Annotated in this window: 22 protein-coding genes and 1 riboswitch; of the genes, 21 read left to right on the top strand and 1 reads right to left on the bottom strand. The window is 49.2% G+C overall.

Annotated features, from left to right (window positions below; translation table 11 throughout):
* Positions 1-100: 100 nt before the first annotated feature.
* From trhA to ACN9MT_RS12350, 4 genes are all read left to right on the top strand, one after another.
* Positions 101-760, top strand: coding sequence for a PAQR family membrane homeostasis protein TrhA (gene trhA / locus ACN9MT_RS12365; RefSeq protein ID WP_035396436.1), 660 nt, complete (start codon positions 101-103; stop codon positions 758-760).
* A complete protein-coding gene (locus ACN9MT_RS12360) occupies positions 757-1,431 on the top strand; it encodes a TVP38/TMEM64 family protein (RefSeq protein ID WP_290779020.1) in 675 nt (224 codons plus the stop codon). The genes trhA and ACN9MT_RS12360 overlap by 4 nt, the downstream gene beginning before the upstream one ends.
* Before the next feature lie 84 nt (positions 1,432-1,515).
* On the top strand, positions 1,516-2,433 hold the full coding sequence (locus ACN9MT_RS12355; RefSeq protein ID WP_087681312.1) for a proline dehydrogenase family protein: 918 nt from the start codon (positions 1,516-1,518) through the stop codon (positions 2,431-2,433).
* A 59-nt stretch (positions 2,434-2,492) separates the two neighbouring features.
* The gene (locus tag ACN9MT_RS12350; RefSeq protein WP_426272259.1) at positions 2,493-3,311 is read left to right on the top strand and encodes a DUF2785 domain-containing protein; all 819 of its coding nucleotides are present in this window, start codon (positions 2,493-2,495) and stop codon (positions 3,309-3,311) included.
* 687 nt (positions 3,312-3,998) lie between these two features.
* Here the strand turns inward: ACN9MT_RS12350 and ACN9MT_RS12345 are convergent.
* On the bottom strand, positions 3,999-4,646 hold the full coding sequence (locus tag ACN9MT_RS12345; protein WP_426272258.1) for a class I SAM-dependent methyltransferase: 648 nt from the start codon (positions 4,644-4,646) through the stop codon (positions 3,999-4,001).
* 183 nt (positions 4,647-4,829) lie between these two features.
* On the opposite strand from ACN9MT_RS12345, the gene ACN9MT_RS12340 reads away from it, so the two are divergent.
* From ACN9MT_RS12340 to sufD, 17 genes are all read left to right on the top strand, one after another.
* The gene (locus ACN9MT_RS12340; protein WP_426272257.1) at positions 4,830-7,247 is read left to right on the top strand and encodes a 3-hydroxyacyl-CoA dehydrogenase NAD-binding domain-containing protein; all 2,418 of its coding nucleotides are present in this window, start codon (positions 4,830-4,832) and stop codon (positions 7,245-7,247) included.
* Between the two features lie 17 nt (positions 7,248-7,264).
* A complete protein-coding gene (locus ACN9MT_RS12335; protein WP_290752265.1) occupies positions 7,265-8,455 on the top strand; it encodes an acetyl-CoA C-acetyltransferase in 1,191 nt (396 codons plus the stop codon).
* Positions 8,452-10,236, top strand: a complete 1,785-nt coding sequence (locus ACN9MT_RS12330; RefSeq protein WP_023469171.1) for an acyl-CoA dehydrogenase family protein — start codon at positions 8,452-8,454, stop codon at positions 10,234-10,236. The genes ACN9MT_RS12335 and ACN9MT_RS12330 overlap by 4 nt, the downstream gene beginning before the upstream one ends.
* A 74-nt stretch (positions 10,237-10,310) precedes the next feature.
* Entirely contained in the window at positions 10,311-10,763 is a 453-nt protein-coding gene (locus ACN9MT_RS12325) for a DinB family protein (RefSeq protein ID WP_290752260.1), read from the top strand.
* Positions 10,764-10,797: 34 nt separating this feature from the next.
* On the top strand, positions 10,798-11,160 hold the full coding sequence (locus ACN9MT_RS12320; protein ID WP_290752257.1) for an arsenate reductase family protein: 363 nt from the start codon (positions 10,798-10,800) through the stop codon (positions 11,158-11,160).
* A gap of 64 nt (positions 11,161-11,224) precedes the next feature.
* Complete coding sequence (gcvH, locus tag ACN9MT_RS12315) at positions 11,225-11,608, top strand: glycine cleavage system protein GcvH (protein ID WP_029342437.1); 384 nt, start codon at positions 11,225-11,227, stop codon at positions 11,606-11,608.
* Positions 11,609-11,706: 98 nt separating this feature from the next.
* Entirely contained in the window at positions 11,707-11,988 is a 282-nt protein-coding gene (locus tag ACN9MT_RS12310) for a thioredoxin family protein (protein ID WP_023469167.1), read from the top strand.
* Positions 11,989-12,527: 539 nt separating this feature from the next.
* Positions 12,528-13,166, top strand: a complete 639-nt coding sequence (locus tag ACN9MT_RS12305; protein ID WP_368914609.1) for a class I SAM-dependent methyltransferase — start codon at positions 12,528-12,530, stop codon at positions 13,164-13,166.
* Between the two features lie 3 nt (positions 13,167-13,169).
* Positions 13,170-13,634 (top strand): S-ribosylhomocysteine lyase, encoded by a 465-nt coding sequence (locus ACN9MT_RS12300; protein ID WP_023469165.1) that lies wholly within the window; start codon positions 13,170-13,172, stop codon positions 13,632-13,634.
* Positions 13,631-14,554 (top strand): PLP-dependent cysteine synthase family protein, encoded by a 924-nt coding sequence (locus ACN9MT_RS12295; protein ID WP_023469164.1) that lies wholly within the window; start codon positions 13,631-13,633, stop codon positions 14,552-14,554. The genes ACN9MT_RS12300 and ACN9MT_RS12295 overlap by 4 nt, the downstream gene beginning before the upstream one ends.
* On the top strand, positions 14,547-15,713 hold the full coding sequence (locus ACN9MT_RS12290) for a bifunctional cystathionine gamma-lyase/homocysteine desulfhydrase (protein WP_290752251.1): 1,167 nt from the start codon (positions 14,547-14,549) through the stop codon (positions 15,711-15,713). Before ACN9MT_RS12295 ends, ACN9MT_RS12290 begins: the two co-directional genes overlap by 8 nt.
* 57 nt (positions 15,714-15,770) lie before the next feature.
* Positions 15,771-15,875: riboswitch (SAM riboswitch) on the top strand.
* A gap of 78 nt (positions 15,876-15,953) precedes the next feature.
* The gene (locus ACN9MT_RS12285) at positions 15,954-16,976 is read left to right on the top strand and encodes a methionine ABC transporter ATP-binding protein (RefSeq protein ID WP_426272256.1); all 1,023 of its coding nucleotides are present in this window, start codon (positions 15,954-15,956) and stop codon (positions 16,974-16,976) included.
* Positions 16,973-17,638 (top strand): methionine ABC transporter permease, encoded by a 666-nt coding sequence (locus tag ACN9MT_RS12280; protein WP_023469161.1) that lies wholly within the window; start codon positions 16,973-16,975, stop codon positions 17,636-17,638. Before ACN9MT_RS12285 ends, ACN9MT_RS12280 begins: the two co-directional genes overlap by 4 nt.
* Positions 17,639-17,670: 32 nt before the next feature.
* A complete protein-coding gene (locus ACN9MT_RS12275; protein ID WP_426272255.1) occupies positions 17,671-18,504 on the top strand; it encodes a MetQ/NlpA family ABC transporter substrate-binding protein in 834 nt (277 codons plus the stop codon).
* 79 nt (positions 18,505-18,583) lie between these two features.
* A complete protein-coding gene (locus tag ACN9MT_RS12270; RefSeq protein WP_290752244.1) occupies positions 18,584-19,834 on the top strand; it encodes an MDR family MFS transporter in 1,251 nt (416 codons plus the stop codon).
* Positions 19,835-19,967: 133 nt separating this feature from the next.
* Positions 19,968-20,753, top strand: a complete 786-nt coding sequence (gene sufC / locus ACN9MT_RS12265) for a Fe-S cluster assembly ATPase SufC (protein ID WP_426272254.1) — start codon at positions 19,968-19,970, stop codon at positions 20,751-20,753.
* Between the two features lie 18 nt (positions 20,754-20,771).
* Positions 20,772-22,049, top strand: a complete 1,278-nt coding sequence (sufD, locus tag ACN9MT_RS12260) for a Fe-S cluster assembly protein SufD (protein ID WP_056062861.1) — start codon at positions 20,772-20,774, stop codon at positions 22,047-22,049.
* Position 22,050 lies beyond the last annotated feature (1 nt).

Below are 22,050 nucleotides of genomic sequence, written 5' to 3'. Positions count from 1 at the left end.
TATAATCAAAGTGTTAGTCTTGTGTCATTAGAAAGTAGGTGTTCGGTTGGTTACCAAAAAAGAACTTAAGCAAACGATCAAGCAACAATCGAAAGAAACGATCGAAGAGCTACTCGCAAAAGGTGACTCCTTGAAAGAGGAGATCGCCAGTGCCATTACACACGGATTGGGTGTCATTTTCAGTATCGTCGCGCTCGTGATGTTGATCCTGCAGGCGACGAAATCCGGCAGCGCTTGGAACGTCACTGCTGTCAGTATCTTCGGGGCAACGATGATTCTCCTTTATCTGTTCTCGACCTTGATGCATTCGCTGATGCATACGAAAGCAAACAAGGTTCTACAAATTTTAGATCATGCTGGCATCTATCTGTTGATTGCCGGTAGTTATACACCGTTCGCTTTAATCACACTCCGTGGTCCGCTTGGCTGGACATTGCTCGGAATCGTCTGGGGTGTCGGAACGCTCGGCATCATCTGGAAGCTTTATTCGACCGGTAAATATGTCTGGATCTCGAATGCGTCTTATCTGATCCTCGGCTGGTGTTGTCTGTTTGCGATCAAGCCGATCTATGAAGCACTTGGATTACAAGGATTCTTACTGCTCCTCGGTGGTGGACTTGCGTACTCCCTCGGCGTCATCTTTTACGTCTGGGCACGCTTGCCGTATAACCACGCGATTTGGCATCTGTTCGTCCTTGCTGGTAGTGTGTTGATCTTCCTGTCGATTTTCTATTACGTTGCTCCAGCGACGATGTCATGAAGAAACTACGGCTCCGGGACTGGCTCCCGATCACGCTGTATTTTATGTTTGGACTTGGATTGCTCCTGTATTTCCGGATGTCGGGAATGTTGGAGCAATTCGACATTCAAGCATTATCGGATTGGGTACGGAATCAAGGTCTGACAGGGATGTTGCTCTATGTGCTCGCTTATACCGTCCGACCACTCGTTTTTTTTCCGGCGAGTCTTTTGACCGTCTTTGGCGGCTATACGTACGGTCCGTGGCTCGGGACATTACTTGATGTTATTGGTGCCGGTACGGGTGGATTACTCAGCTTTTGGATCGCCCGGTTGCTCGGTCGCCGTGGCGTCGAGAAGTTGATCGGGAAAGGGAAGCTGAACGTACTCGACGAACGGATTGCAACGAACGGCTTTCTCGTCGTCTTGATCGTCCGGTTGATTCCGCTATTTCCGTTTGACGCGATCAGCTACGCGTCCGGATTATCAAAAATCCGCTTTAAACAGTTCGCCATCGCGAACTATATCGGGATCATTCCCGGTGCGTTCGTTTACAACAATATCGGCTCAAGCCTTCGTGATCCGTTCTCGTGGCAGTTCTTCCTCGCAATCGGTCTGTATGTCTTATTCTTTGCCGTGGGACTTGTCGCACAACAGATTCTCAAAAATAAACAAAAGAAAGAGCGTATGTAAGCGCTTTATGTCATAATATAAAGGCAGAGATGTGAACCGATACGGTAAAACAGCCTAGCATTTATTTAGGGGGAATCATGAGTGATGGAAAAAGTACTACGGGATGGTTTTATCTTCTTATCGCAAAACAAGACATTGAACGGTCTCGCCAAGCGATACGGGCTTAAATTCGGAGCAAGTCGCTTCGTGGCAGGGGATTCATTGGAAGCATCAAAACGGGCGATCCAGGAATTGAACGCAAAAGGATTATGCGTCACGATGGACCATTTAGGGGAGTTCATCTCGACGGTAGCGGAAGCAGAGATGATGACACAAGAATGTATTCGTGCGGTTGAGATGATTGCGGAAGAAAAATTAGACTCGCAACTCTCGTTGAAACTTACATCACTCGGACTTGATATCTCGGGCGACTTGATTCGTTCGAACATGGAACGGATTTTAACACGGGCAAAAGAACTCGGTGTCTTCGTCACGATCGACATGGAAGATGAGCCACGTTGTGAAAAGACGATTCAATTGTTTGAAGAATTGCGCCAATCTTTCGATAACATCGGAACAGTCATCCAGTCATACCTCTACCGGTCGGAAGATGACATCAAACGTGTCGGACGCTTCGAGACGAATCTCCGGATCGTCAAAGGGGCATATAAAGAGCCGGCAACGGTAGCGTTCCCAGAAAAAGAAGACGTCGATCACAACTACATCAAGCTCGTGAAGTTACAATTATCACTCGGAAACTATGCTGCCGTCGCAACACATGACGATGCGATGATCGAGCAAGTCATCCGTCACGCTAAAGAAAACGGGATTGAAAAAGACCAGTTCGAATTCCAGATGTTATTCGGCATCCGGGTCGAGCGTCAACTCGAACTCGTCAAACAAGGCTATAAAGTCCGTGTCTACGTTCCTTATGGCCGTGACTGGTACGGTTACTTCATGCGCCGCTTAGCAGAACGACCGGCAAACGTTGCCTTCGTTCTCAAAGGAATGGTCAAAGGATAAGTAAAGAAGACGATGCAGCGTTGCATCGTCTTTTTTGAATTTAGAAGGGAGAGAACAAAATGGCTCGAACGGAACAACAGCTAAAAGAACTGCTACAACAAGACGCGAGTGTAACACCTGCGTTACTCGATGAGTTGCTTCTACATATCGGTTCGACGGATTCTGAGTTACGAGATGGATTGATCTATCCGCAGTTAGCGACCTACATCGCATCAGAGTCATTTACGATAGAAGACACCAATCGAATTTTCGATTTTATTTTAAGTGGGCATGGATTGATGTATAGAATGGGAACAGCGGACACAACAGCTGTCCTGACGCGATCATTTTCAGCATTAGCACTCGCTGAATTGTTAGTGATGGACAAAACCCGACACTTATTGACGCAAAGTCAGCTGAATCGGCTGTCGACTTACTTACAAACCTATTTGGAGCAAGAAAAGGATGTCCGTGGATTCATTGACGGAATGGGGTGGGCACACAGCATGGCACATATCGCAGATGTCTATGCGGTTTGGTTTACGCACCCAGCGAGTCGCCCAGAGGAGGAGCTCGGAGCGATTGATGCGATGATTCGTCAGTTGACGCGGTCCGATTATCTCTATATTGATGAAGAAGCGGATCGGATGGTAACGGCATGGTTGCAAGCTTGTCGTCATGGACTGTCAGAAGATATCTTATTGCAACGAATCGAACAGAAGGTGAAGACGTGGCTTGAGAGTGATGTGACATGGGGAGATGCGGAGTGGACGACGTATCGTAACGTCAAACAATTGCTACAGACACTCTATTTCCGACTGAAATGGGAAGAACAATCGGATCTCGTCTTAATTGAAGAGTGGTTGCGACAGGTACATCAGCGAACGCATGGAGGATGAAGCATAGTATACCGGACGTCCCTAGCATCTTCGCTTTCCTCAGGCGGGAAGTAAGCCGCGGCATCTCACATTCCATGTGATTTGCCGGGTCTTCCTATTCCCTGACGGAAGCATGGCTCATGCTTCCTTTTCCTGTAGGAGTCGAAGATGCCTAGTTTCGTCCTATATGAACTCACATCAAAAGCGATCGATTTCCGTCAATGGAATCGATCGCTTTTGAGTTCTTTGGATAACAAATGAGTGCGTCCTCCTCACATGTCTTCACCCGACTCCTACAGGAAAAAGCGCGACGTTTCATCTCGCGCTGTCAGAGACAAACAAGACCCGGATTCGTCATCCGAAAGGTGAAGAAGACTGGCTTGTGTCTCGCCTGAGGAAAGCGGGTGAGAAGACAGTGAGGTTATTTATGATAGAGTTTCATCGATCATTACGGCAAAATGATATTTCCTAAAAACAGCATGCCTGCAAATATTAGAATGACAAGGAAGATAGAGGTCTGCGGATGGAAACGTTTTTCTTGATAGCGTCGAAAAATGCGTCTTCCGAGTTCAGGTATACCCATTAGAAAAACCATATACAATAAAAAGTATTGCCATCGTTCTAAAACATCAAGTGAATCGATATAAAATAAGAGATTGATACCTAACGCAATCAAAATAAATGTATAAAAGGTTGTATATGAAATAGTTATCTCTCCCTCACAGCCGTCGTCTGAAAAGCAAACAAACACGAGAAAGCATGGGCTTGATCCAGTAACTGGTGCCCCGTCATGACGGCACCTTCTTTTTGAATGACCGCTTCATCAAGTAACGTCCAACCTCGTTCTTTTGCCAGCTGCAACAATTCCCACGGCATCATCGTATTCCCCATCGCGACTTCCTCACCGTACAGACGACGGTAAGCAAGTTGACGCGGAGCGGCTGTCGGACCAAGTAGACTGATGACGACAAGTGGGGCAACCCGTTCGATTTCTTGCAGTACTTGAACGGGACGTGTCGACCATTCGAGTGAGTTGACGGCAAGAACGACATCAAACGCATGATCGGCGAACGGTAACGCTTCACCTGTTCCGACGATGAACGTCTGCTCGGGTGATTTCTCACGCGCGATTCGGATCATCGCATCTGAGACGTCGAGTCCGACTGTCTGAAAGTCCGGTGTCAGTAAGCGACAGGCTGCACCATCACCGCAACCGAGATCAAGCAAACGACCACCGGTGATCGTTTTTCGTAAGAACGGCAAAACGGTTTTCCGACTGCCGTTCGTCCACATATCATCAGCGCGCTCCGCCCAGTCAGCGGCTTTTTGATTCCATACGTGCTCGGTTTGACTCATTTTCAACCACTCCTTTTTATCAGTCTAACAGGAAAATTTGTCCATTGACTGATTTTTTATTGCTACTGAATCATTATTCATTTATGATGAAGATGTAGAAGAAGCAAACGAAAACCGATTGGCTTCTTTTTTTGTCAGTATAATGAATGGTTGTTCATTCAATTTAAACTCAGGGGGTATATCATGGCGAGTCAAATCGGTCAGCCGACCACAATCCAGTTGACGAAACACATCCAATTCGCCGTCATCATCGGTTCAGGGGTGATGGGTGCAGGCATCGCGGCACATCTTGCGAATGCTGGCATACGGACATTGATGCTTGATATCGTACCAAAAGAACTTACGGCACAAGAAGAGAAGCAGGGCTTGACGCTGAGTGATCCGCGCGTTCGTTCCCGCATCGCGCGCGATAATCGCGAAAAACTCTTGAAACAAAACCCAGCACCACTCGCATCGAAGAAATTGATCGATTTCATCGAGGTCGGAAACTTAGAAGACGACTTAGAGCGTCTGAAGGAAGCGGACTGGATCGTTGAAGTCGTCGTCGAACGACTCGATGTCAAACAGCAATTGTTCGCAACGATCGAACCGTTCATTCGGGAAGACGCAATCGTCAGTTCGAACACATCCGGCATCTCGATTGAAGCGATGCGCAAAGGGCGCTCGGAATTGTTCAACCGTCGTTTCCTCGGGACACACTTCTTTAACCCACCACGTTATCTGAAATTGCTTGAGTTGATTCCGACGTCAGACACGGATCCAAGTGTCGTCGACTTCATGAAACAATTCGCAGAAGAACGACTCGGGAAAGGTGTCGTCATTGCGAAGGACACACCGAACTTCATCGGCAACCGGATCGGGACATACGGTCTCCTCGTGACGATGGATGAGATGAAAAAAGGTGGCTATTCGATCGGGGAGGTCGATTCGGTCACAGGTCCATTACTCGGACGTCCAGGGTCAGCGACGTTCCGGACACTCGACGTCGTCGGCATCGACACGTTCGTTCACGTTGCAAACAACGTCTATGACTTGTTGCCGGAAGGCGAAGAGAAGGAGACGTTCGCGGTTCCGGCTGAAATGCGTCGTCTTGTCGAACAAGGGTCGCTCGGTGCAAAGACGGGGCAAGGATTCTATAAGAAAGTCGGAAAACAAATCCTTGAACTCGATCTTGAGACATTTGAGTACGTTGAAAAGAAAGCGCTTACCGAACCTTCGATCGGACAAGCAAAAGCACTTCCGGGCGCAAAAAATAAACTGAAAGCCGTCGTTTTCGCGCAAGATCGTGTCGGTGCCTTACTCTGGCCAATCCATGCGAAAACATTGCTCTACTCGGCTCAGCTGACGGGAGAAATCGCAGACGACATCAAAGCAATCGACGAAGCAATGAAATGGGGCTTCGGCTGGAAGATGGGACCGTTCGAGACATGGGACGCACTCGGCGTCGAGAAGACGGTCGCGAAGATGAAACAAGATGGTTACGAAGTACCGGCATGGGTCGATGAGATGCTCGAAGCAGGAAAAACGAGCTTCTATGATGCGTCCGGTCGCCACTATGACGTTGCAACGAAAGACTACGTCGGAGCAACGGTCAATCCGAAGGAGATCCGACTCCGCGACGTCCGGAAGTCAAACGGTGTTTTACTTGAGAACAACGGGGCACGCTTGCTTGATATCGGCGACGACGTCGCGGTGCTCGAGTTCACATCGAAGAGCAATGCAATCGGTGTCGACATCATGCAGATGATCGAACAGTCGGTCGATCTCGTCGAGAAAAATCACCGTGGTCTCGTCATCGCAAACGATGGCAAGAACTTCTGTGTCGGTGCGAACCTAGCGATGATGCTGATGGAAGCGGAAGATGAGAACTGGTTCGAGCTCGACTGGATCATCAACAAGTTCCAACAATCGATTCAAAAGATTCGTTACGCATCGCGTCCGATCGTCGCTGCACCACAAGGAATGACGCTTGGTGGCGGTACAGAGATCTCGCTTCCGGCAGCTCGTCTGCAAGCTGGTCTTGAAACGTACATGGGTCTCGTCGAAGTCGGTGTCGGTCTGATTCCGGGAGGTGGCGGAAACGTCAACACGTACCGTCGACTGCTAGAAAACACACCGGACGGACTCGTCAACATCGAGAAAGCAGCGCAAAAAACGTTCGAGAACGTCGCGATGGCAAAAGTCTCAAAATCAGCCTTTGAAGCACGCGAACTCGGATATGTCCGCTCCGTTGATCAGATCTCGATGAACCGGGATCACTTGACGTATGATGCGAAACAACTCGTCCTTGAACTGGACCGGACTGGCTACACGGCACCAGCGAAAGCGAAGATTCCAGTCGTCGGTCGTGCTGGGAAAGCGACGCTTGAACTCGCAACACGCGAAATGTTCTACGGCGGTTATATCTCGGAACACGATTTGAAAATCGCAAGTAAACTCGCACACGTCATCGCCGGCGGAAACGTCGCCTTCGGTAGCCACGTCGATGAACAATATATGCTCGACATCGAACGGGAAGCATTCTTGAGCCTAATCGGTGAGATGAAGACACAACAACGGATGCAGCACATGCTCGTCAAAGGCAAGCCGCTTCGTAACTGAGGACTGGGGGGATTCGGATGAAGGAAGCAGTAATCGTCGCCGGTGCACGGACACCGGTCGGAAAAGCAAAAAAGGGCGCATTCAAGTCGATGCGTTCGGATGAATTAGCAGGCATCGCCATCCAAGAAACATTGAAACGGTCTGGTTACACGGGAGCGGTCGATGACGTCATCCTCGGATGTGCCTTGCCGGAAGCGGAACAAGGCATGAACATCGCTCGTTACGCTTCAGTCCTTGGCGGATTATCCCACGAGGTACCGGCAATCACGATCAACCGGTATTGCTCAAGTGGTCTACAATCGATCGCTGACGCGGCGATGAAGATCATGACGGGGCAAGCAAGAGCCGTCGTCGCCGGTGGACTCGAATCGATGAGTCAAGTTCCGATGCCAGGTCACGTCGTCCGACCTAATCCGTCGATCGTCGACACGGCACCGGAGTACTACATGAGCATGGGGCATACAGCGGAGCAAGTTGCTGCGACCTACAATGTCTCACGAGAAGATCAAGATGCCTTTGCCCTGAAGAGTCACCAAAAGGCAGCAGCAGCAATCGCAGCTGGTAAGTTTGCTGACGAAATCGTCCCGGTAACGGTGACGGAACAATTCGTCAATGATGAACTGAAAATCGAAGAGAAGACATTCGTCGTCGAGCACGATGAAGGCGTTCGTCCGGATTCGTCACCGGAAGGTCTTGCAAAACTTCGCCCAGCGTTCCGCCTCGGCGGTAGCGTCACAGCAGGGAACTCTTCGCAGACGTCAGACGGTGCCGCTGCCGTCCTCGTCATGGAACGGGAAGAAGCAGAACGCCAAGGCTTACCGATTCTCGGCAAGTTCAAGTCGTTTGCGGTCGGTGGTGTCCGTCCGGAAGTCATGGGCATCGGACCGGTCGTCGCGATTCCAAAAGCACTTGAACTCGCAGGCATCACGCTTGAGGACGTCGGATTGATCGAGTTGAACGAAGCGTTCGCATCGCAGTCACTCGGTGTCATCCGCGAGCTTGGATTAAACGAAGACATCGTCAACGTCAACGGTGGAGCGATCGCCCTCGGTCACCCACTCGGTTGTACAGGAACAAAACTCACATTGACGCTCTTGCATGAAATGAAACGTCGGAATGTCCAGTATGGTGTCGTCTCGATGTGTATCGGTGGCGGAATGGGCGCAGCAGGTGTATTCGAACTAGTTGAAGGAGGAACAGGACAATGAGCCAAACGACAAACGAATTAATCAAAGGTGGCAGTTTCGTATTAGATGAGTTAGCACCAGAACGTCTTTTCACACCAGAGGATTTCTCGGAAGAACACAAAATGGTTGGTGACATGACAGCGAAGTTCGTCGAAGATCGTGTCGTTCCTGTTCTTGACCGAATCGAAAAACACGAGTTCGAATTATCAGTCGGTCTCCTCCGTGAAGCAGGCGAGCTGGGTCTACTCGGTGCAGACGTTCCGGAAGCATACGGCGGCTATCAAATGGATAAGATTTCGTCTTCAATCATTACGGAAAAGTTCGCACGTGGCCGTTCATTCGCCCTCAGCTACGGCGCACACGTCGGAATCGGTTCGTTGCCGATCGTCTTCTTCGGTAACGAAGAGCAAAAGCATAAATACTTGCCGAAACTCGCTTCAGGGGAGTGGATTGCTTCGTATGCATTGACGGAGCCAGGCTCTGGTTCGGATGCTCTTGGTGCCAAAACGACGGCTGTCTTGAACGAAGCTGGTACGCACTACATCTTGAATGGTGAAAAACAATGGATCACGAACGCAGGTTTCGCAAGCTTGTTCGTCGTCTACGCAAAAATCGACGGTGACAAGTTCACAGCCTTCCTCGTCGAAGGATCGTATCCAGGCGTCTCGACAGGCGTCGAGGAACAGAAGATGGGAATCAAAGGATCATCGACACGGACATTGATCTTACAAGATGCAGAAGTACCAGTCGATAACGTCCTTGGTGAAATCGGACGCGGTCACGTCATCGCCTTCAACATCTTGAACGTCGGTCGTTATAAATTAGCTGTTGGTGCTGTCGGTTCATCAAAACGAGCGATTGATCTCGCAGTCCAGTACTCGAACGAACGGAAACAGTTCAAGACACCGATCAGCTCGTTCCCATTGATTCAAGAAAAACTCGCGACGATGGCAGCACAGACGTATGCGATGGAAAGTTCGGTCTACCGGACAGGTGGTCTGTTCCAAGACAGCCTCGATCAGTTGTCAGAAGAAGAGAGCAAGGACGGTAAGAAAATCGCCGATGCGATCGCGGAGTACGCGATTGAATGCTCGATGAACAAAGTCTTTGCTTCGGAAACATTTGATTACGTCATTGATGAAGCGGTCCAGATCCACGGTGGTTACGGCTTCATGGCAGAATATGAAGTCGAGAACATGTACCGTGATTCACGGATCAACCGGATCTTCGAAGGAACGAACGAAATCAACCGTCTTCTCGTTCCAGGAACGTTGCTGAAGAAAGCGATGAAAGGCGAGTTGCCGTTGCTTGCGGAAGCACAGCGTCTGCAACAAGAAGTGATGAGCTTCATGCCGACAGAAATCGGAACAGCACCACTTGATCGCGAACGCCACTTACTCGCGATGATGAAGAAGATCTTCTTGTTGACTGCCGGAACAGCGGTCCAGAAATACCAGGACAAACTCCAAGGCGAGCAAGAGATTTTAGCGAATACAGCCGACATCATGAGTGCGATCTATGCGCTGGAGTCAGCAATCGTCCGGACGGACAAAGCGATTGCCGACAAAGGAATCGAGAAGAGCGAACTGAAAGTCCGTTACACGGAAGTCTTCGCACAACAAGCGTTCGAAGCTGTCGAGCGTGACGCGAAAGAGACTCTTTACGCGGCAGCAAGCGGCGACGAACTCCGGATGTTGCTCTCGGCACTCAAAAAATTCAGCCGTTATCAGCCGATCAACGTCATCGGTACGAAACGCGACATCGCAAAACGCCTCATCGAATCAAACAAATATACGGTCTAAGTCAGGTTTACCGCTTCGCCTTTGCAGGGAAAATCTCTGTAAAGGCGAAGTTTTTGGTTGAGGAGGAAAACGAGATGCGCCAAGAATTGGTTGAACTGCAATTTGCGATTGCCTACTATCAATCCCTTGAACGTTTGTCGCCGGAAGAATGGGATCTGTCGCTTGCGCTCAACAAGTGGACCGTCCTTGAGTGCGTCAGCCATCTATATTTATGGGACCGGTTTTATTACGATCATGCCATCTCGAAGTTACCGGATGAACCGTTGACGCTCGTCGAGACGGATTTTGATCAGTTCAATCGACTGGCGGTCGAATATGCGCATCATATCGATCCGCTTGCTTTGTTGAAAAAAGCGATCAGTGTCCGGCGTGATATCGTCGATCACCTCAATCGTCTGTCTGATGAGCAATTTGCGGCGACCTATGAGAATTTCCGACCGCAAGAATTCGTCGAGTCGTTCGTCGCCCATGACGCCCATCATCAAGATCAGATCGACGGGGCGCTCGCACGCTTGAAGCAGAAGTGATCCATCTGCTACTCTTGGAAGTGAGGTGATGAACATGACAACAACAGTCACGATGTACGGCTACCCGAAATGTAGTACGTGCGTCAAAGCAAAAAAAGCACTCGAACAGCACGGTGTCGAAGTCGATTACAAACATATCGTCGAGGAGACACCATCTGCTGCAACGATTCAGGAACTTCACCAAAAAAGTGGGGAGCCATTGAAGAAGTTCTTCAATACGAGCGGTCAATCGTATCGTTCGCAAGGCATCAAGGACAAACTCCCTGAGTTATCAGAAGACGAGCAATACAAGTTGCTCGCAAGTGACGGCATGTTGCTGAAGCGTCCGATCGTCACAGACGGGAAAGACGTCACGATCGGCTTCAAGGAAGAAATGTATCAAGGAAAATGGTATTAAGTTCAGAGTCGATTTTGGTATACTGAACACGTTAGTCCAAATTAGTCCACAGGGGGAATCGGAAATGAGTCAAGTAAAAGACAACTTACGCTATTCGGAAGAACATGAATGGGTCGAAGTATCAGGAAACAAGGCGCGCATCGGAATCACGGATTTCGCGCAACACGAACTCGGGGATATCGTCTTCGTCGAATTGCCTGAAGTCGGGGATACGATCTCAGCAAACGAGCCATTCGGTTCAGTCGAGTCGGTCAAGACAGTCTCGGAATTATACGCACCGATCTCTGGTAAAGTCGTTGCCATCAACGAAAACCTTTCGGATTCCCCAGAACTCGTCAACGAGTCACCATTCGAAGGCGCTTGGATGGTCGACATCGAAATCGAAGATGCTTCACAAGTCGAGGCATTGATGGACGCTGCGGCGTACAAATCGATGATCAACGAGTAATACTTAACGAAAAGAGAGTGAACGAGGCGCTTGCGTTTCGTCCGCTCTCTTTTTTTTGTATACTGACGACAGATGCCACGAAGAAAGGAGCGACCGTCATGCAAGAGGTCACGACCGTCCCGGAAAACGGGCTATTGTATGTCTATGCACCGATGTGCGGGACATGCGCCATTGCGGAACGTATGCTCGATATCGTCGAAGCGACGGAATCAGGTCAATCGATTCAAAAGGCGAACGGGAATTTCATTCCAGATTTCTTAGAAGAAGCCCGTGTCATGAGTGTTCCTGCGTTGTTGCGAATTGAAGAAAATCAAGTCGTAGAGCGACTTTATGCCTTCCAGTCCGTCCAAAACGTCTTTGCTTTCTGTCAAGAACGGTAAGAAAAGTCCAACTGGATTTTTCTTTTTGTTAAATTGTCGGAATATTTACAATAATCCGTTGACAACGCAGAAATATGAATGGTATATTCATAACAACTTCTAGAAATGCATTATAGGAAGTCTAGCAGAGATGATCGTTCAATACGATTCAAGTCCTGAACCCTTTCTCCCATCCTAAGCCGGTGTATTGTTTCCCCTTAAGTCGTCCCCCAAAGACGAAGCGGTGCAATGAACGGGTGGTGGATCGAAAGGACCGATCAGGAAGTGAACGTAAGCTGGCTATCATGTCGAACAGGCGCCGTCCTCCACGCGGAAGAGCGAACAATTCCGAATGGAGCTGGGTTTTCCTTCGTAGCATTTCTAACCACATTATTCGTGTTGTCGGTTCGCCGGCAACGCCTTTTTTTTGTTTTCTGGAAGTTTTTCGAGCCGGTCGCTTGCCAGGATAGAATCTCCTTGCTACAATGCGAATAAGGAAAATTACTTTAATTCATATCCGATTACTCGGAATTAACTGGTGAGATGGAGGACGACAAGGCATGACAGTACGTTTTATGGATGTTTTCACAGAATGGGCATCAACGTATGACGAGACAGTAACCGGACATGATCCGGAGTATAAAGAGGTTTTTCGTCGATACGATGAGATTTTGGATACAGTAGCGGATAAAGCGCAGTCGCCGGTCATTGAATTCGGAGCAGGCACAGGGAACCTGACACAACGTCTTCTGACACGTCACGACGCCGTACTCGCCGTCGAACCAAGTCCGGAGATGCGGGCAATCCTGACGGAAAAGATTCCGTCACTTGATGTACAAGACGGTCACTTCCTCTCGTTCGAGGCGAAGGAAGCACGCAGTTTTGTTTCGACGTATGCGTTTCATCATCTAACAGATGAGGAAAAGGGAGAAGCAATCGAACTGATGGCATCACATTTACCGGCAGACGGAAAAATCGTCTACGCGGATACGATGTTCGTCTCAGAAGAGGCACGCCTGCAAACGATCCGTGAAGCACGTGCTCAAGGGTTTGATGCGTTAGCGGAAGATCTCGAACGCGAGTTCTACCCGTTGATTCCAGTCATGGAAGAATTGTTTACAGCACGGGGATTCACTGTTAAATTTATACAATACAATCACTTCGTCTGGCTCGTAGAAGCCGAGAAAATGGGGGAATAAATCATGGCACTTCAAAAAATGAACGTCGAAAGCTTTAACCTGGATCATACGAAAGTCAAAGCACCTTATATCCGCGTCGCGGGTTATAAAGAAGGTAAAGTCGACCAAGTCGTCAAATACGATATCCGTTTCACGCAACCAAACGTTGAGCAAATGCCGATGCGTGCGATGCACACACTCGAGCACTTACTTGCTGAAAACATCCGTAACTACTCGGATGATGTCATCGATGTCTCGCCGATGGGATGCCAAACAGGTTTCTACATGGCGATGATGAACTTCGACTCGGTCGAAAAAATGAGCGAACTCGTTGAGAAGACGTTGAAAGACGTCCTCGCAGCAGAAGAGATTCCAGCGCAAAACGAAGTCCAATGTGGATTTGCGAGCGCACATGACCTCAAAGGAGCGAAGCACTATGCCGAGAAAATGCTTGCCGGTCGTGATGAATGGGACATCGTCTTCGGATGATCGCGAACAACGTCCGCGACCTCGTCGGAAACACACCACTCTACGAGATCACTTCATTCGATTTGCCTGCTGGTACGCGCATTTTGGCGAAGCTCGAATGGATGAACCCTGGGGGCAGCGTCAAAGACCGCCTTGGCATTCAACTCGTTGATGCAGCAATCGAAAACGGACATGTGACACCAGGCGGTACGATCATCGAGCCGACAGCCGGGAATACCGGCATCGGCTTGGCGCTCGCCGCTAAAAAATACGATCTCCAAGTCATCTGTGTCGTTCCGGAAAAATTCAGTCAGGAAAAGCAGACGTTGATGCGGGCACTCGGCGCAACCGTCGTCAACACGCCGACTGAACTCGATATGCAAGGGGCCATCGACCGGGCAAAAGAACTCGGTCAGGAAATTCCGAATAGTTACGTTCCGTTACAATTCGAAAACGAAGAGAACCCAGTCACGTATCAGCGGACACTCGGTCCTGAGCTGATTGCGGACTTACCGCATATCGACTGGTTCGTTGCCGGTTGTGGTTCAGGTGGTACGTTCGCCGGAACAGCGGACTTCTTAAAACAACGTCTCGGTACAAAAGCAGCAATCGTCGAACCGGAAGGCTCCGTCTTGAACGGTGGTCCAGCCGGTCCGCATAAGACAGAAGGTATCGGTACAGCGAAATGGCCAAGCCTCGTTCCGCGTGAACTCGTCGACGAGATTCATACGATTTCTGACCGTGATGCATTTGACGCGGTTCATACACTCGCTGCTCGCGAAGGATTACTCGTCGGTAGCTCAGCAGGGGCAGCGCTCGTTGCTGCGCTTGATATCGCAAAGCGTCACCCCGGCAGTACGATCGTCACCGTCTTCGCAGACAGTGCCGAACGTTATTTAAGCCAACAAATCTTTGAAAAGGTGGACGAAACTCATGCGTAAGAAGACAGCATTGATTCATGGAGGAACAGGTGTCGATCGGGCAACAGGAGCCGTCACACCTCCAATCTATCAAACAAGCACATACAAGCAAGATAAAATCGGTCAACTTAAGGACGGATACGAATACTCACGGACAGCGAACCCGACACGGACGAGCATCGAACGATTGATTGCGGATCTTGAAGGCGGCGCACGTGGTTTTGCGTTCGGTTCTGGGATGGCAGCGATTCATGCTGTCTTCCACTTGCTTGAGTCTGGCGACCACATCGTCATGACGGACGACGTCTACGGTGGTACGTTCCGTTTGATGCAACGCGTCTTACCGAAGTTCAACATCCAAGTAACGTTCGTCGATACGACGGATCTTGCGGCAACGGAAGCAGCGATCCAAGACAATACGAAGATCGTCTACGTCGAAACGCCGACGAATCCGTTGTTGAAAGTAACGGACATCGCAGCAATCGCAACGATTGCAAAACGTCACGATCTTAAACTCGTCGTTGATAACACGTTCGCGACACCATACCATCAACAACCACTCGCACTTGGTGCTGACATCGTCTTGCACAGTGCGACGAAATACATCGGCGGACATTCAGACGTCGTCGCTGGACTTGTCGTCGTCAAAGATGATGCGCTTGGCGAAGAGATGCACTTCATCCAAAACTCGACAGGCGGCGTGCTTGGACCGCAAGACAGCTTCTTGCTCGTCCGTGGTCTACGTACGCTCGGTATCCGGATGGATGCGATCGAAGAGACAGCACATGATCTCGTTGCGTTCCTACAAGCGCAAGACATCGTCTCGAACATCTTCTACCCAGGACTGGCATCACATCCTGGTCACGACATCCAAGCGAAACAAGCGACTGGATTTGGTGGGATGATCAGCTTTGATGTCGGTTCAGCAGCGAACGCAGAAAAACTCGTCGAGGCGACACACTTCTTCACACTCGCTGAGAGTCTTGGTGCCGTCGAGAGTCTGATTTCGGTGCCGGCACGGATGACGCACGCGTCAATCCCAGCAGAACGTCGGGCAGAACTCGGCATCACGGACGGTCTCGTCCGGATTTCAGTTGGACTTGAAGACGCGGAAGATTTGAAAGAAGACTTAACACGTGCTTTCACGTTCCTCGAAAAAGTTTCTGAAAAAACTGTTTGACAACAAAAATAACCCCTGCTAATATTCAGAATATATTCTACAAACTTAATACCGAAACTCTTATCGAGAGTGGTGGAGGGACTGGCCCGATGAAACCCGGCAACCGCGGATCTGATCCGAAGTGGTGCTAATTCCAGCAGACAAAAGTCTGGGAGATGAGAGCAAATGGTTTTGTGTACTGAAAAGTGCGCGCGTTTGCTCTAAAACGCGCGCACTTTTTTTATTTTAGGAGGGACAGTTGTGATTCGTTTACAAGACGTAGGAAAGATTTATCGCTCAAAGCGCGGAGCGGTCGAAGCCGTCGCGAATGTCGATCTGACAATCGAACGCGGTGAAATTTTTGGAATAATCGGTTATTCCGGAGCAGGGAAATCGACCTTGATCCGATTGTTGAATATGCTCGAAGCACCAACGAGTGGTTCGATTCAAATCGATGGTGTCGAAATGACATCACTGAAACCAAAAGAATTACGAGGCGTCCGCAAGAATGTCTCGATGGTCTTCCAGCACTTCAACCTACTCTGGTCACGGACTGTTGAAGAAAACATTATGTTCCCACTCGAACTCGGTGGCTTCCCGAAGGCTCGCCGCAAGGAACGGGTCGCGGAACTGATCCAACTCGTTGGTTTGGATGGACGCGAAAAAGCTTATCCGTCGCAATTATCCGGTGGTCAAAAGCAACGTGTCGGTATCGCTCGGGCACTGGCATCGAACCCGGACGTTCTCTTATGTGACGAGGCGACAAGTGCACTCGACCCGAAGACAACGGACTCTATCCTTGAGTTACTCGTCGACATCAATGAAAAATTGAAACTGACGATTGTCTTGATCACACACGAGATGCACGTCATTCAAAAAATCTGTCACCGGGTCGCCGTCATGGAGGCCGGTAAAATCGTCGAACAAGGACCGGTCGCAGAAGTCTTCCGTCATCCGAAGCAAGCGATGACGAAGGAATTCGTCAAACAATTGACGTCGCCATCGGAAAACGAGTTGACGTTCGCGAAACTCCGCGAACGCTACCCAACCGGAAAAATCGTTCAGTTGACATTCGTCGGATCGACGGCGGAAAGTCCGATCCTCGCGGAAGTCATGAAGGATTCACCCGTCCTGTTCAATATCATCGGCGGAAACGTCGGTCAATCACAGGAAGGGGCGCTCGGTACGCTGTTCATTCAGTTAATCGGGGAAACAGAAGCAACACAAACGGTCATCACGAAGCTTCAAGCCAGTGATGTTGAAGTGGAGGTGGATCACCGATGATTTCATTCTTTGACAACCTAGACTGGGACATGGTGTGGGAAGCGACAGGCAGTACCGTTTATATGACGGCAATCGCTGGGGTTTCGACATTCGTCCTCGGTTTGATCATTGGTTTACTATTGTATGCGACAAACGAAGAATTATTGTTCAAGAATCGGGCGTTTTATTCAGTGCTGAGCTTGGTCGTCAACGTCTTCCGTTCGATTCCGTTCATCATCTTACTGATCTTATTGATTCCATTTACGACAGCGATCGTCGGTTCGTTCCTCGGACCAACGGCAGCATTACCGGCACTGATTTTCGGTGCTGCACCATTTTACGGTCGGATGGTTGAACTCGCGTTACGCGAAGTCGATAAAGGTGTCATCGAGGCAGCGGAATCGATGGGCGCGACGAAGTTCCAAATCATCTATAAGGTCTTAATCCCGGAAGCGTTGCCTGCCATCGTTTCTGGTATCACGGTCACACTCGTCTCACTTGTCGGTTATACGGCAATGGCCGGAGTAGTCGGCGGAGGTGGACTTGGGGACATGGCTTTCATCGAAGGATTCCAGCGTTCTCAAAACGATGTCATCGTCATTGCGACACTCTTAATCTTAGCGATCGTCTTCGTCATCCAAATCATTGGTGATTTGCTGATCCGTGCGATCGATAAACGTTAATTCAAATTTTATTCATATTGGAGGAATCATTCATGAAAGTTTGGAAAAAATTCGTAGGTACTGCCGCTGTATCCGTCTTAGCAATCAGCCTTGCTGCATGTGGCGAAAAATCATCAGGATCAGGTAGCGACGACAAAACACTCGTCATCGGTGCTTCAAACGTACCGCACGCTAAGATTCTCGAGCACGTCAAAAAGGAATACGAAGCAAAAGGTTACAAGCTTGAAATCAAGAAGTTCCAAGATTACGTACTTCCGAACAAAGCGCTCGCAGCGAAAGAAATCGATGCGAACTACTTCCAGCACGTACCGTATCTTGAGCAACAAGAGAAAGAAAACAAATCATATAAGTTTGCGAACGCAGGTGGCGTCCACGTTGAACCACTCGGTATTTATTCGAAGAAATACAAATCACTCGATAAGTTACCAAACGGTGCAACGATCCTGACGAGCTCAAACGTCGCGGAACGCGGTCGTGTCTTGACGTTCCTTCAAAACGAAGGGCTGATCAAACTCAAAGACGGTAAAACGACAGATGCACAACTCGGTGATATCGCAGAGAACCCGAAGAAACTCAAGTTCAAAACGAACATCGAAGCATCACTTCTTCCGCAAGCTTATAAAAACAATGAAGGCGACGCTGTCCTCATCAACACGAACTATGCGATCGATAACGGTCTGAACCCGTTAAAAGACGCGATTGCTTCAGAAGATGAGTCGTCACCATACGTCAACATCATCGTCACACGTGACGGCGATGAGAAAGACAAACGTGTCACAACACTTCTTGACGTGCTGCATGAGAAGAAAAACCAAGATTGGATCCTCGACAAGTACAAAGGTGCCGTCGTTCCAGTCAGCAAATAAGTTCACCGAAACCGGCATCCTTCCTATATAATGGAAGGATGCTTTTCATTTGTCTGAAACAGGGGTTAGGGGGAATCATATGCAACGCATACGTCAACTGCATCCGTTGACACTCGGGGTCTTGTTCGGGACGTTTTTCTCACGTCTTGGAACATTCATTACGATGCCGTTTTTCGCTATCTACATGACGACTGTTCTGAAGTTTGATCCGGTCGATGTCGGCTGGGTTCTCAGTATTTCGGCGATCGCCAGTCTCGTTATGAGTTTCATCGGCGGTACATTGTCGGACCGGTATGGTCGCCGAGCGATGATGCTCGCCGGAACGATTGGGTTTGCGATCGTCTTCATCGCACTCGCGCAAGTCGAGACGTTCTGGGCATTCTTCATCCTCAGTGCCTTGAACGGAGTCTGTCGTTCGATTTTCGAACCATCCGCTCGTGCCTTGATCAGTGATACGACGGACGAAGCAAATCGGTTATTCGTCTTCAACATTCGTTACGCGATGATCAACATCGCAGCTGCGATCGGACCAGGAATTGCCTTACTGCTGAGTGCGGGGAATACGTCCGCAACGTTTTACATCACGGCGTTCGTCTATATGGCATACGGGGTGATGATTGGATTCTTATTTAAACGTCATCCAATCACTGAGACACATGGTGGCAAGAAGGTCTCATTCGGAGCGACGGTTCGTCTGTTGCGGACGGATATCGCCTTTACGCTGGCACTCGCCGGCATCATCTTCGGGGTCTTCGGCTACAGTCAGTTCAATTCGACCTTGCCGCAATTCTTGACTGAGACGTCACTCCTTGAAGGCGGGAAGACACTCTATGCGATCTTAATCACGATCAATGCGATCACCGTCTTGATCGTGCAGTATCCGATCATGAAGTTCGGCGTCAAGACGTCACCGCTCGTTTCGATCACGACCGGGATTGCGACTGTTGCGATCGGACTGTTCGTCATGGGGAATGCAAACGCGATCTGGTGGATGATCGTCGCGATGTTCATCTTCACGTGCGGGGAAGTGATGATGTTCACGATGACCGACATCTTGACTGATCGCTTTGCGAAGCCGGAATTAAGGGGCAGTTATTTCGGGGCAATGGGCTTGACGTCGATCGGACAATCAATCGGTCCAATTGCCGGCGGACATTTATTAAGTTTATATGGAGCGGACCGTCCGTTACCGATTTTCGGGATTTTAGCGGGCTTGACATTATTCGGAATACCACTGCTCCTACTGTCACAACGGATTCATCGGACTTCGACGATCGAGGAACTGGAGGAACCGGTGAAACTTTCGAATGATTCTCAACAAAACGCATGATTTTGAGAAAAAACAACGAGCGATGACGCTTGAATAATACGCCATGTTTCTTTAAGATTAGAATGATACTAAATTAGTAACGCTCGTGTTCTGAATCGTCAGTCACGAAATGAATAGATGGAGGGATTCTAACATGAAGGCTTCACACTTGAAGATTGAAGATCTACACGTCGCGATCGACGGCAAGGAAATCTTGAAAGGCGTCAACTTGGAAATCAAAGGCGGGGAAATCCACGCGGTCATGGGACCAAACGGGACAGGTAAATCAACACTCGCATCAGCATTGATGGGTCACCCATCGTACGAAGTGACATCTGGTTCAGTCACACTCGACGACGAAGACGTCCTCGACATGGAAGTCGATGAACGCGCACAAGCAGGTATGTTCCTCGCAATGCAGTACCCAAGCGAAATCAGTGGTGTCACGAACTCAGACTTCCTTCGTTCAGCGATCAACTCGCGTCGTGAAGAAGGCGATGAAATCTCACTCATGAAATTCATCCGTGAACTTGATTCACAAATGGGTCTTCTCGAGATGCCTTCAGAAATGGCACACCGTTACCTCAACGAAGGTTTCTCTGGTGGAGAAAAGAAACGTAACGAAATTCTTCAGATGATGATGCTTAAACCAGCAATCGCGATTCTCGATGAAATCGATTCAGGTCTTGATATCGATGCACTTAAAGTCGTTGCAAAAGGTGTCAACGAAATGCGTTCACCTGAATTCGGCTGCTTGATCATCACGCACTATCAACGTCTCTTGAACTATATCGAGCCAGACTTCATCCACATCATGATGGGCGGAAAAATCGTCATGTCTGGCGGTAAAGAACTCGCACACCGTCTCGAAGCAGAAGGTTATGACTGGGTTAAAAAAGAACTCGGCATCGAAGACGTCGAAATCGAAACAAAAGCGTAAGACGAGGGAGGAAGCATGATGACTGTAGAACTGAATCTTGCAGTAAATCGCGAGGCAGTGGCAGAACGTGCGACTCGCTTAGGGGAACCATCTTGGATGGTCGCAAAGCGTCAAGACGCGCTTGATCTTGCCCCAACGCTCGCATTGCCAAAAGTAGAAAAAATCAAGATCGAAGGCTGGAACTTCACAGAAGGTACGACGGAACTTGAAACCGTCACTGGTCTTTCTTCAGATATCGAAGCATTGATCGGCGAAAACCGTGATCACATGCTCGTCACGCGTAACGGACAACTCGTCCACGCGCAAAACAGTGAAGCGTCGAATGGCGTCATCTTCACGACACTCGAAGACGCATTAAAACAACACCCGGAACTCGTCGAGAAGTACTTCATGACGGAAGGTGTTCAAGTCAACGAAGATCGTCTTGCGGCATTAAACGCAGCACTTCGTAACGGCGGTACGTTCCTTTATGTACCAAAAGGCGTCAAGCTGTCTGTACCAATGCAAGCGATCTACACGCTTGAGCAATCAGGCGCTGCCCTTTACCATCACGCAATCATCGTTGCAGACGCTGACAGCGAATTGACGTATATCGAAAACTTCGTCTCTTACGGTGACGAAGCGCATAACGTCAACGTCGTCACAGAAGTATTCGTCGAAGACAACGCAAAAGTTCTTTTTGGTGGTGTAGATACACTATCGAAAGGTGCCATCACGTATATGAACCGTCGCGGTGTCGTCAAACAAGGCGCGAAGCTCGAATGGGCACTCGGTCACATGAATGACGGTCACACGGTCACAGAAACAAAAACACACCTCGTCGGAAACGATTCGTTCTCAGATACGAAAGCCGTTACGGTCGGTCGTGGAGAGCAAAAACAAAACTTCAACGTCCGTACGGACCATTTCGGTAAAGGATCAGAAGGTTTCATCTTGATCCACGGTGTCCAAAAAGACGCAGCAACATCAATCTTCAACGGAACGTCGATGATCCATCACGGCGCTTCGAAATCAAACGGCGTTCAAACGGAACGTGTCCTCATGTTGTCGGAAAAGGCACGTGGTGATGCGAACCCAATCCTCTTAATCGATGAGGATGACGTCATGGCAGGACACGCGGCATCTGTCGGTCGTGTCGATGAACTACAACTCTACTACTTGATGAGCCGTGGCCTTTCACGGAAGGAAGCGGAACGCCTCGTCGTTCACGGATTCCTCCAGCCAGTCGTCTCGGAACTTGCGATTGACTCGGTGAAAGAACGTCTCGTTCAAGTCATCGAAGGGAAAGTAAACTAAT

The organism is Exiguobacterium sp. R-17 (assembly GCF_049913315.1).
Lineage (GTDB): Bacteria > Bacillota > Bacilli > Exiguobacteriales > Exiguobacteriaceae > Exiguobacterium_A.
This window is presented reverse-complemented; position numbering and strand designations above follow the sequence as displayed.

Excerpts from the sequence above, each read along its gene's own strand:
- ACN9MT_RS12360 (WP_290779020.1), top strand. The coding sequence starts at position 757 with ATGAAGAAACTACGGCTCCGGGACTGGCTCCCGATCACGCTGTATTTT.
- ACN9MT_RS12355 (WP_087681312.1), top strand. The coding sequence starts at position 1,516 with ATGGAAAAAGTACTACGGGATGGTTTTATCTTCTTATCGCAAAACAAG.
- ACN9MT_RS12350 (WP_426272259.1), top strand. The coding sequence starts at position 2,493 with ATGGCTCGAACGGAACAACAGCTAAAAGAACTGCTACAACAAGACGCG.
- ACN9MT_RS12345 (WP_426272258.1), bottom strand. The coding sequence starts at position 4,646 with ATGAGTCAAACCGAGCACGTATGGAATCAAAAAGCCGCTGACTGGGCG.
- ACN9MT_RS12340 (WP_426272257.1), top strand. The coding sequence starts at position 4,830 with ATGGCGAGTCAAATCGGTCAGCCGACCACAATCCAGTTGACGAAACAC.
- ACN9MT_RS12335 (WP_290752265.1), top strand. The coding sequence starts at position 7,265 with ATGAAGGAAGCAGTAATCGTCGCCGGTGCACGGACACCGGTCGGAAAA.
- ACN9MT_RS12330 (WP_023469171.1), top strand. The coding sequence starts at position 8,452 with ATGAGCCAAACGACAAACGAATTAATCAAAGGTGGCAGTTTCGTATTA.
- ACN9MT_RS12325 (WP_290752260.1), top strand. The coding sequence starts at position 10,311 with ATGCGCCAAGAATTGGTTGAACTGCAATTTGCGATTGCCTACTATCAA.
- ACN9MT_RS12320 (WP_290752257.1), top strand. The coding sequence starts at position 10,798 with ATGACAACAACAGTCACGATGTACGGCTACCCGAAATGTAGTACGTGC.
- gcvH (WP_029342437.1), top strand. The coding sequence starts at position 11,225 with ATGAGTCAAGTAAAAGACAACTTACGCTATTCGGAAGAACATGAATGG.
- ACN9MT_RS12310 (WP_023469167.1), top strand. The coding sequence starts at position 11,707 with ATGCAAGAGGTCACGACCGTCCCGGAAAACGGGCTATTGTATGTCTAT.
- ACN9MT_RS12305 (WP_368914609.1), top strand. The coding sequence starts at position 12,528 with ATGACAGTACGTTTTATGGATGTTTTCACAGAATGGGCATCAACGTAT.
- ACN9MT_RS12300 (WP_023469165.1), top strand. The coding sequence starts at position 13,170 with ATGGCACTTCAAAAAATGAACGTCGAAAGCTTTAACCTGGATCATACG.
- ACN9MT_RS12295 (WP_023469164.1), top strand. The coding sequence starts at position 13,631 with ATGATCGCGAACAACGTCCGCGACCTCGTCGGAAACACACCACTCTAC.
- ACN9MT_RS12290 (WP_290752251.1), top strand. The coding sequence starts at position 14,547 with ATGCGTAAGAAGACAGCATTGATTCATGGAGGAACAGGTGTCGATCGG.
- ACN9MT_RS12280 (WP_023469161.1), top strand. The coding sequence starts at position 16,973 with ATGATTTCATTCTTTGACAACCTAGACTGGGACATGGTGTGGGAAGCG.
- ACN9MT_RS12275 (WP_426272255.1), top strand. The coding sequence starts at position 17,671 with ATGAAAGTTTGGAAAAAATTCGTAGGTACTGCCGCTGTATCCGTCTTA.
- ACN9MT_RS12270 (WP_290752244.1), top strand. The coding sequence starts at position 18,584 with ATGCAACGCATACGTCAACTGCATCCGTTGACACTCGGGGTCTTGTTC.
- sufC (WP_426272254.1), top strand. The coding sequence starts at position 19,968 with ATGAAGGCTTCACACTTGAAGATTGAAGATCTACACGTCGCGATCGAC.
- sufD (WP_056062861.1), top strand. The coding sequence starts at position 20,772 with ATGACTGTAGAACTGAATCTTGCAGTAAATCGCGAGGCAGTGGCAGAA.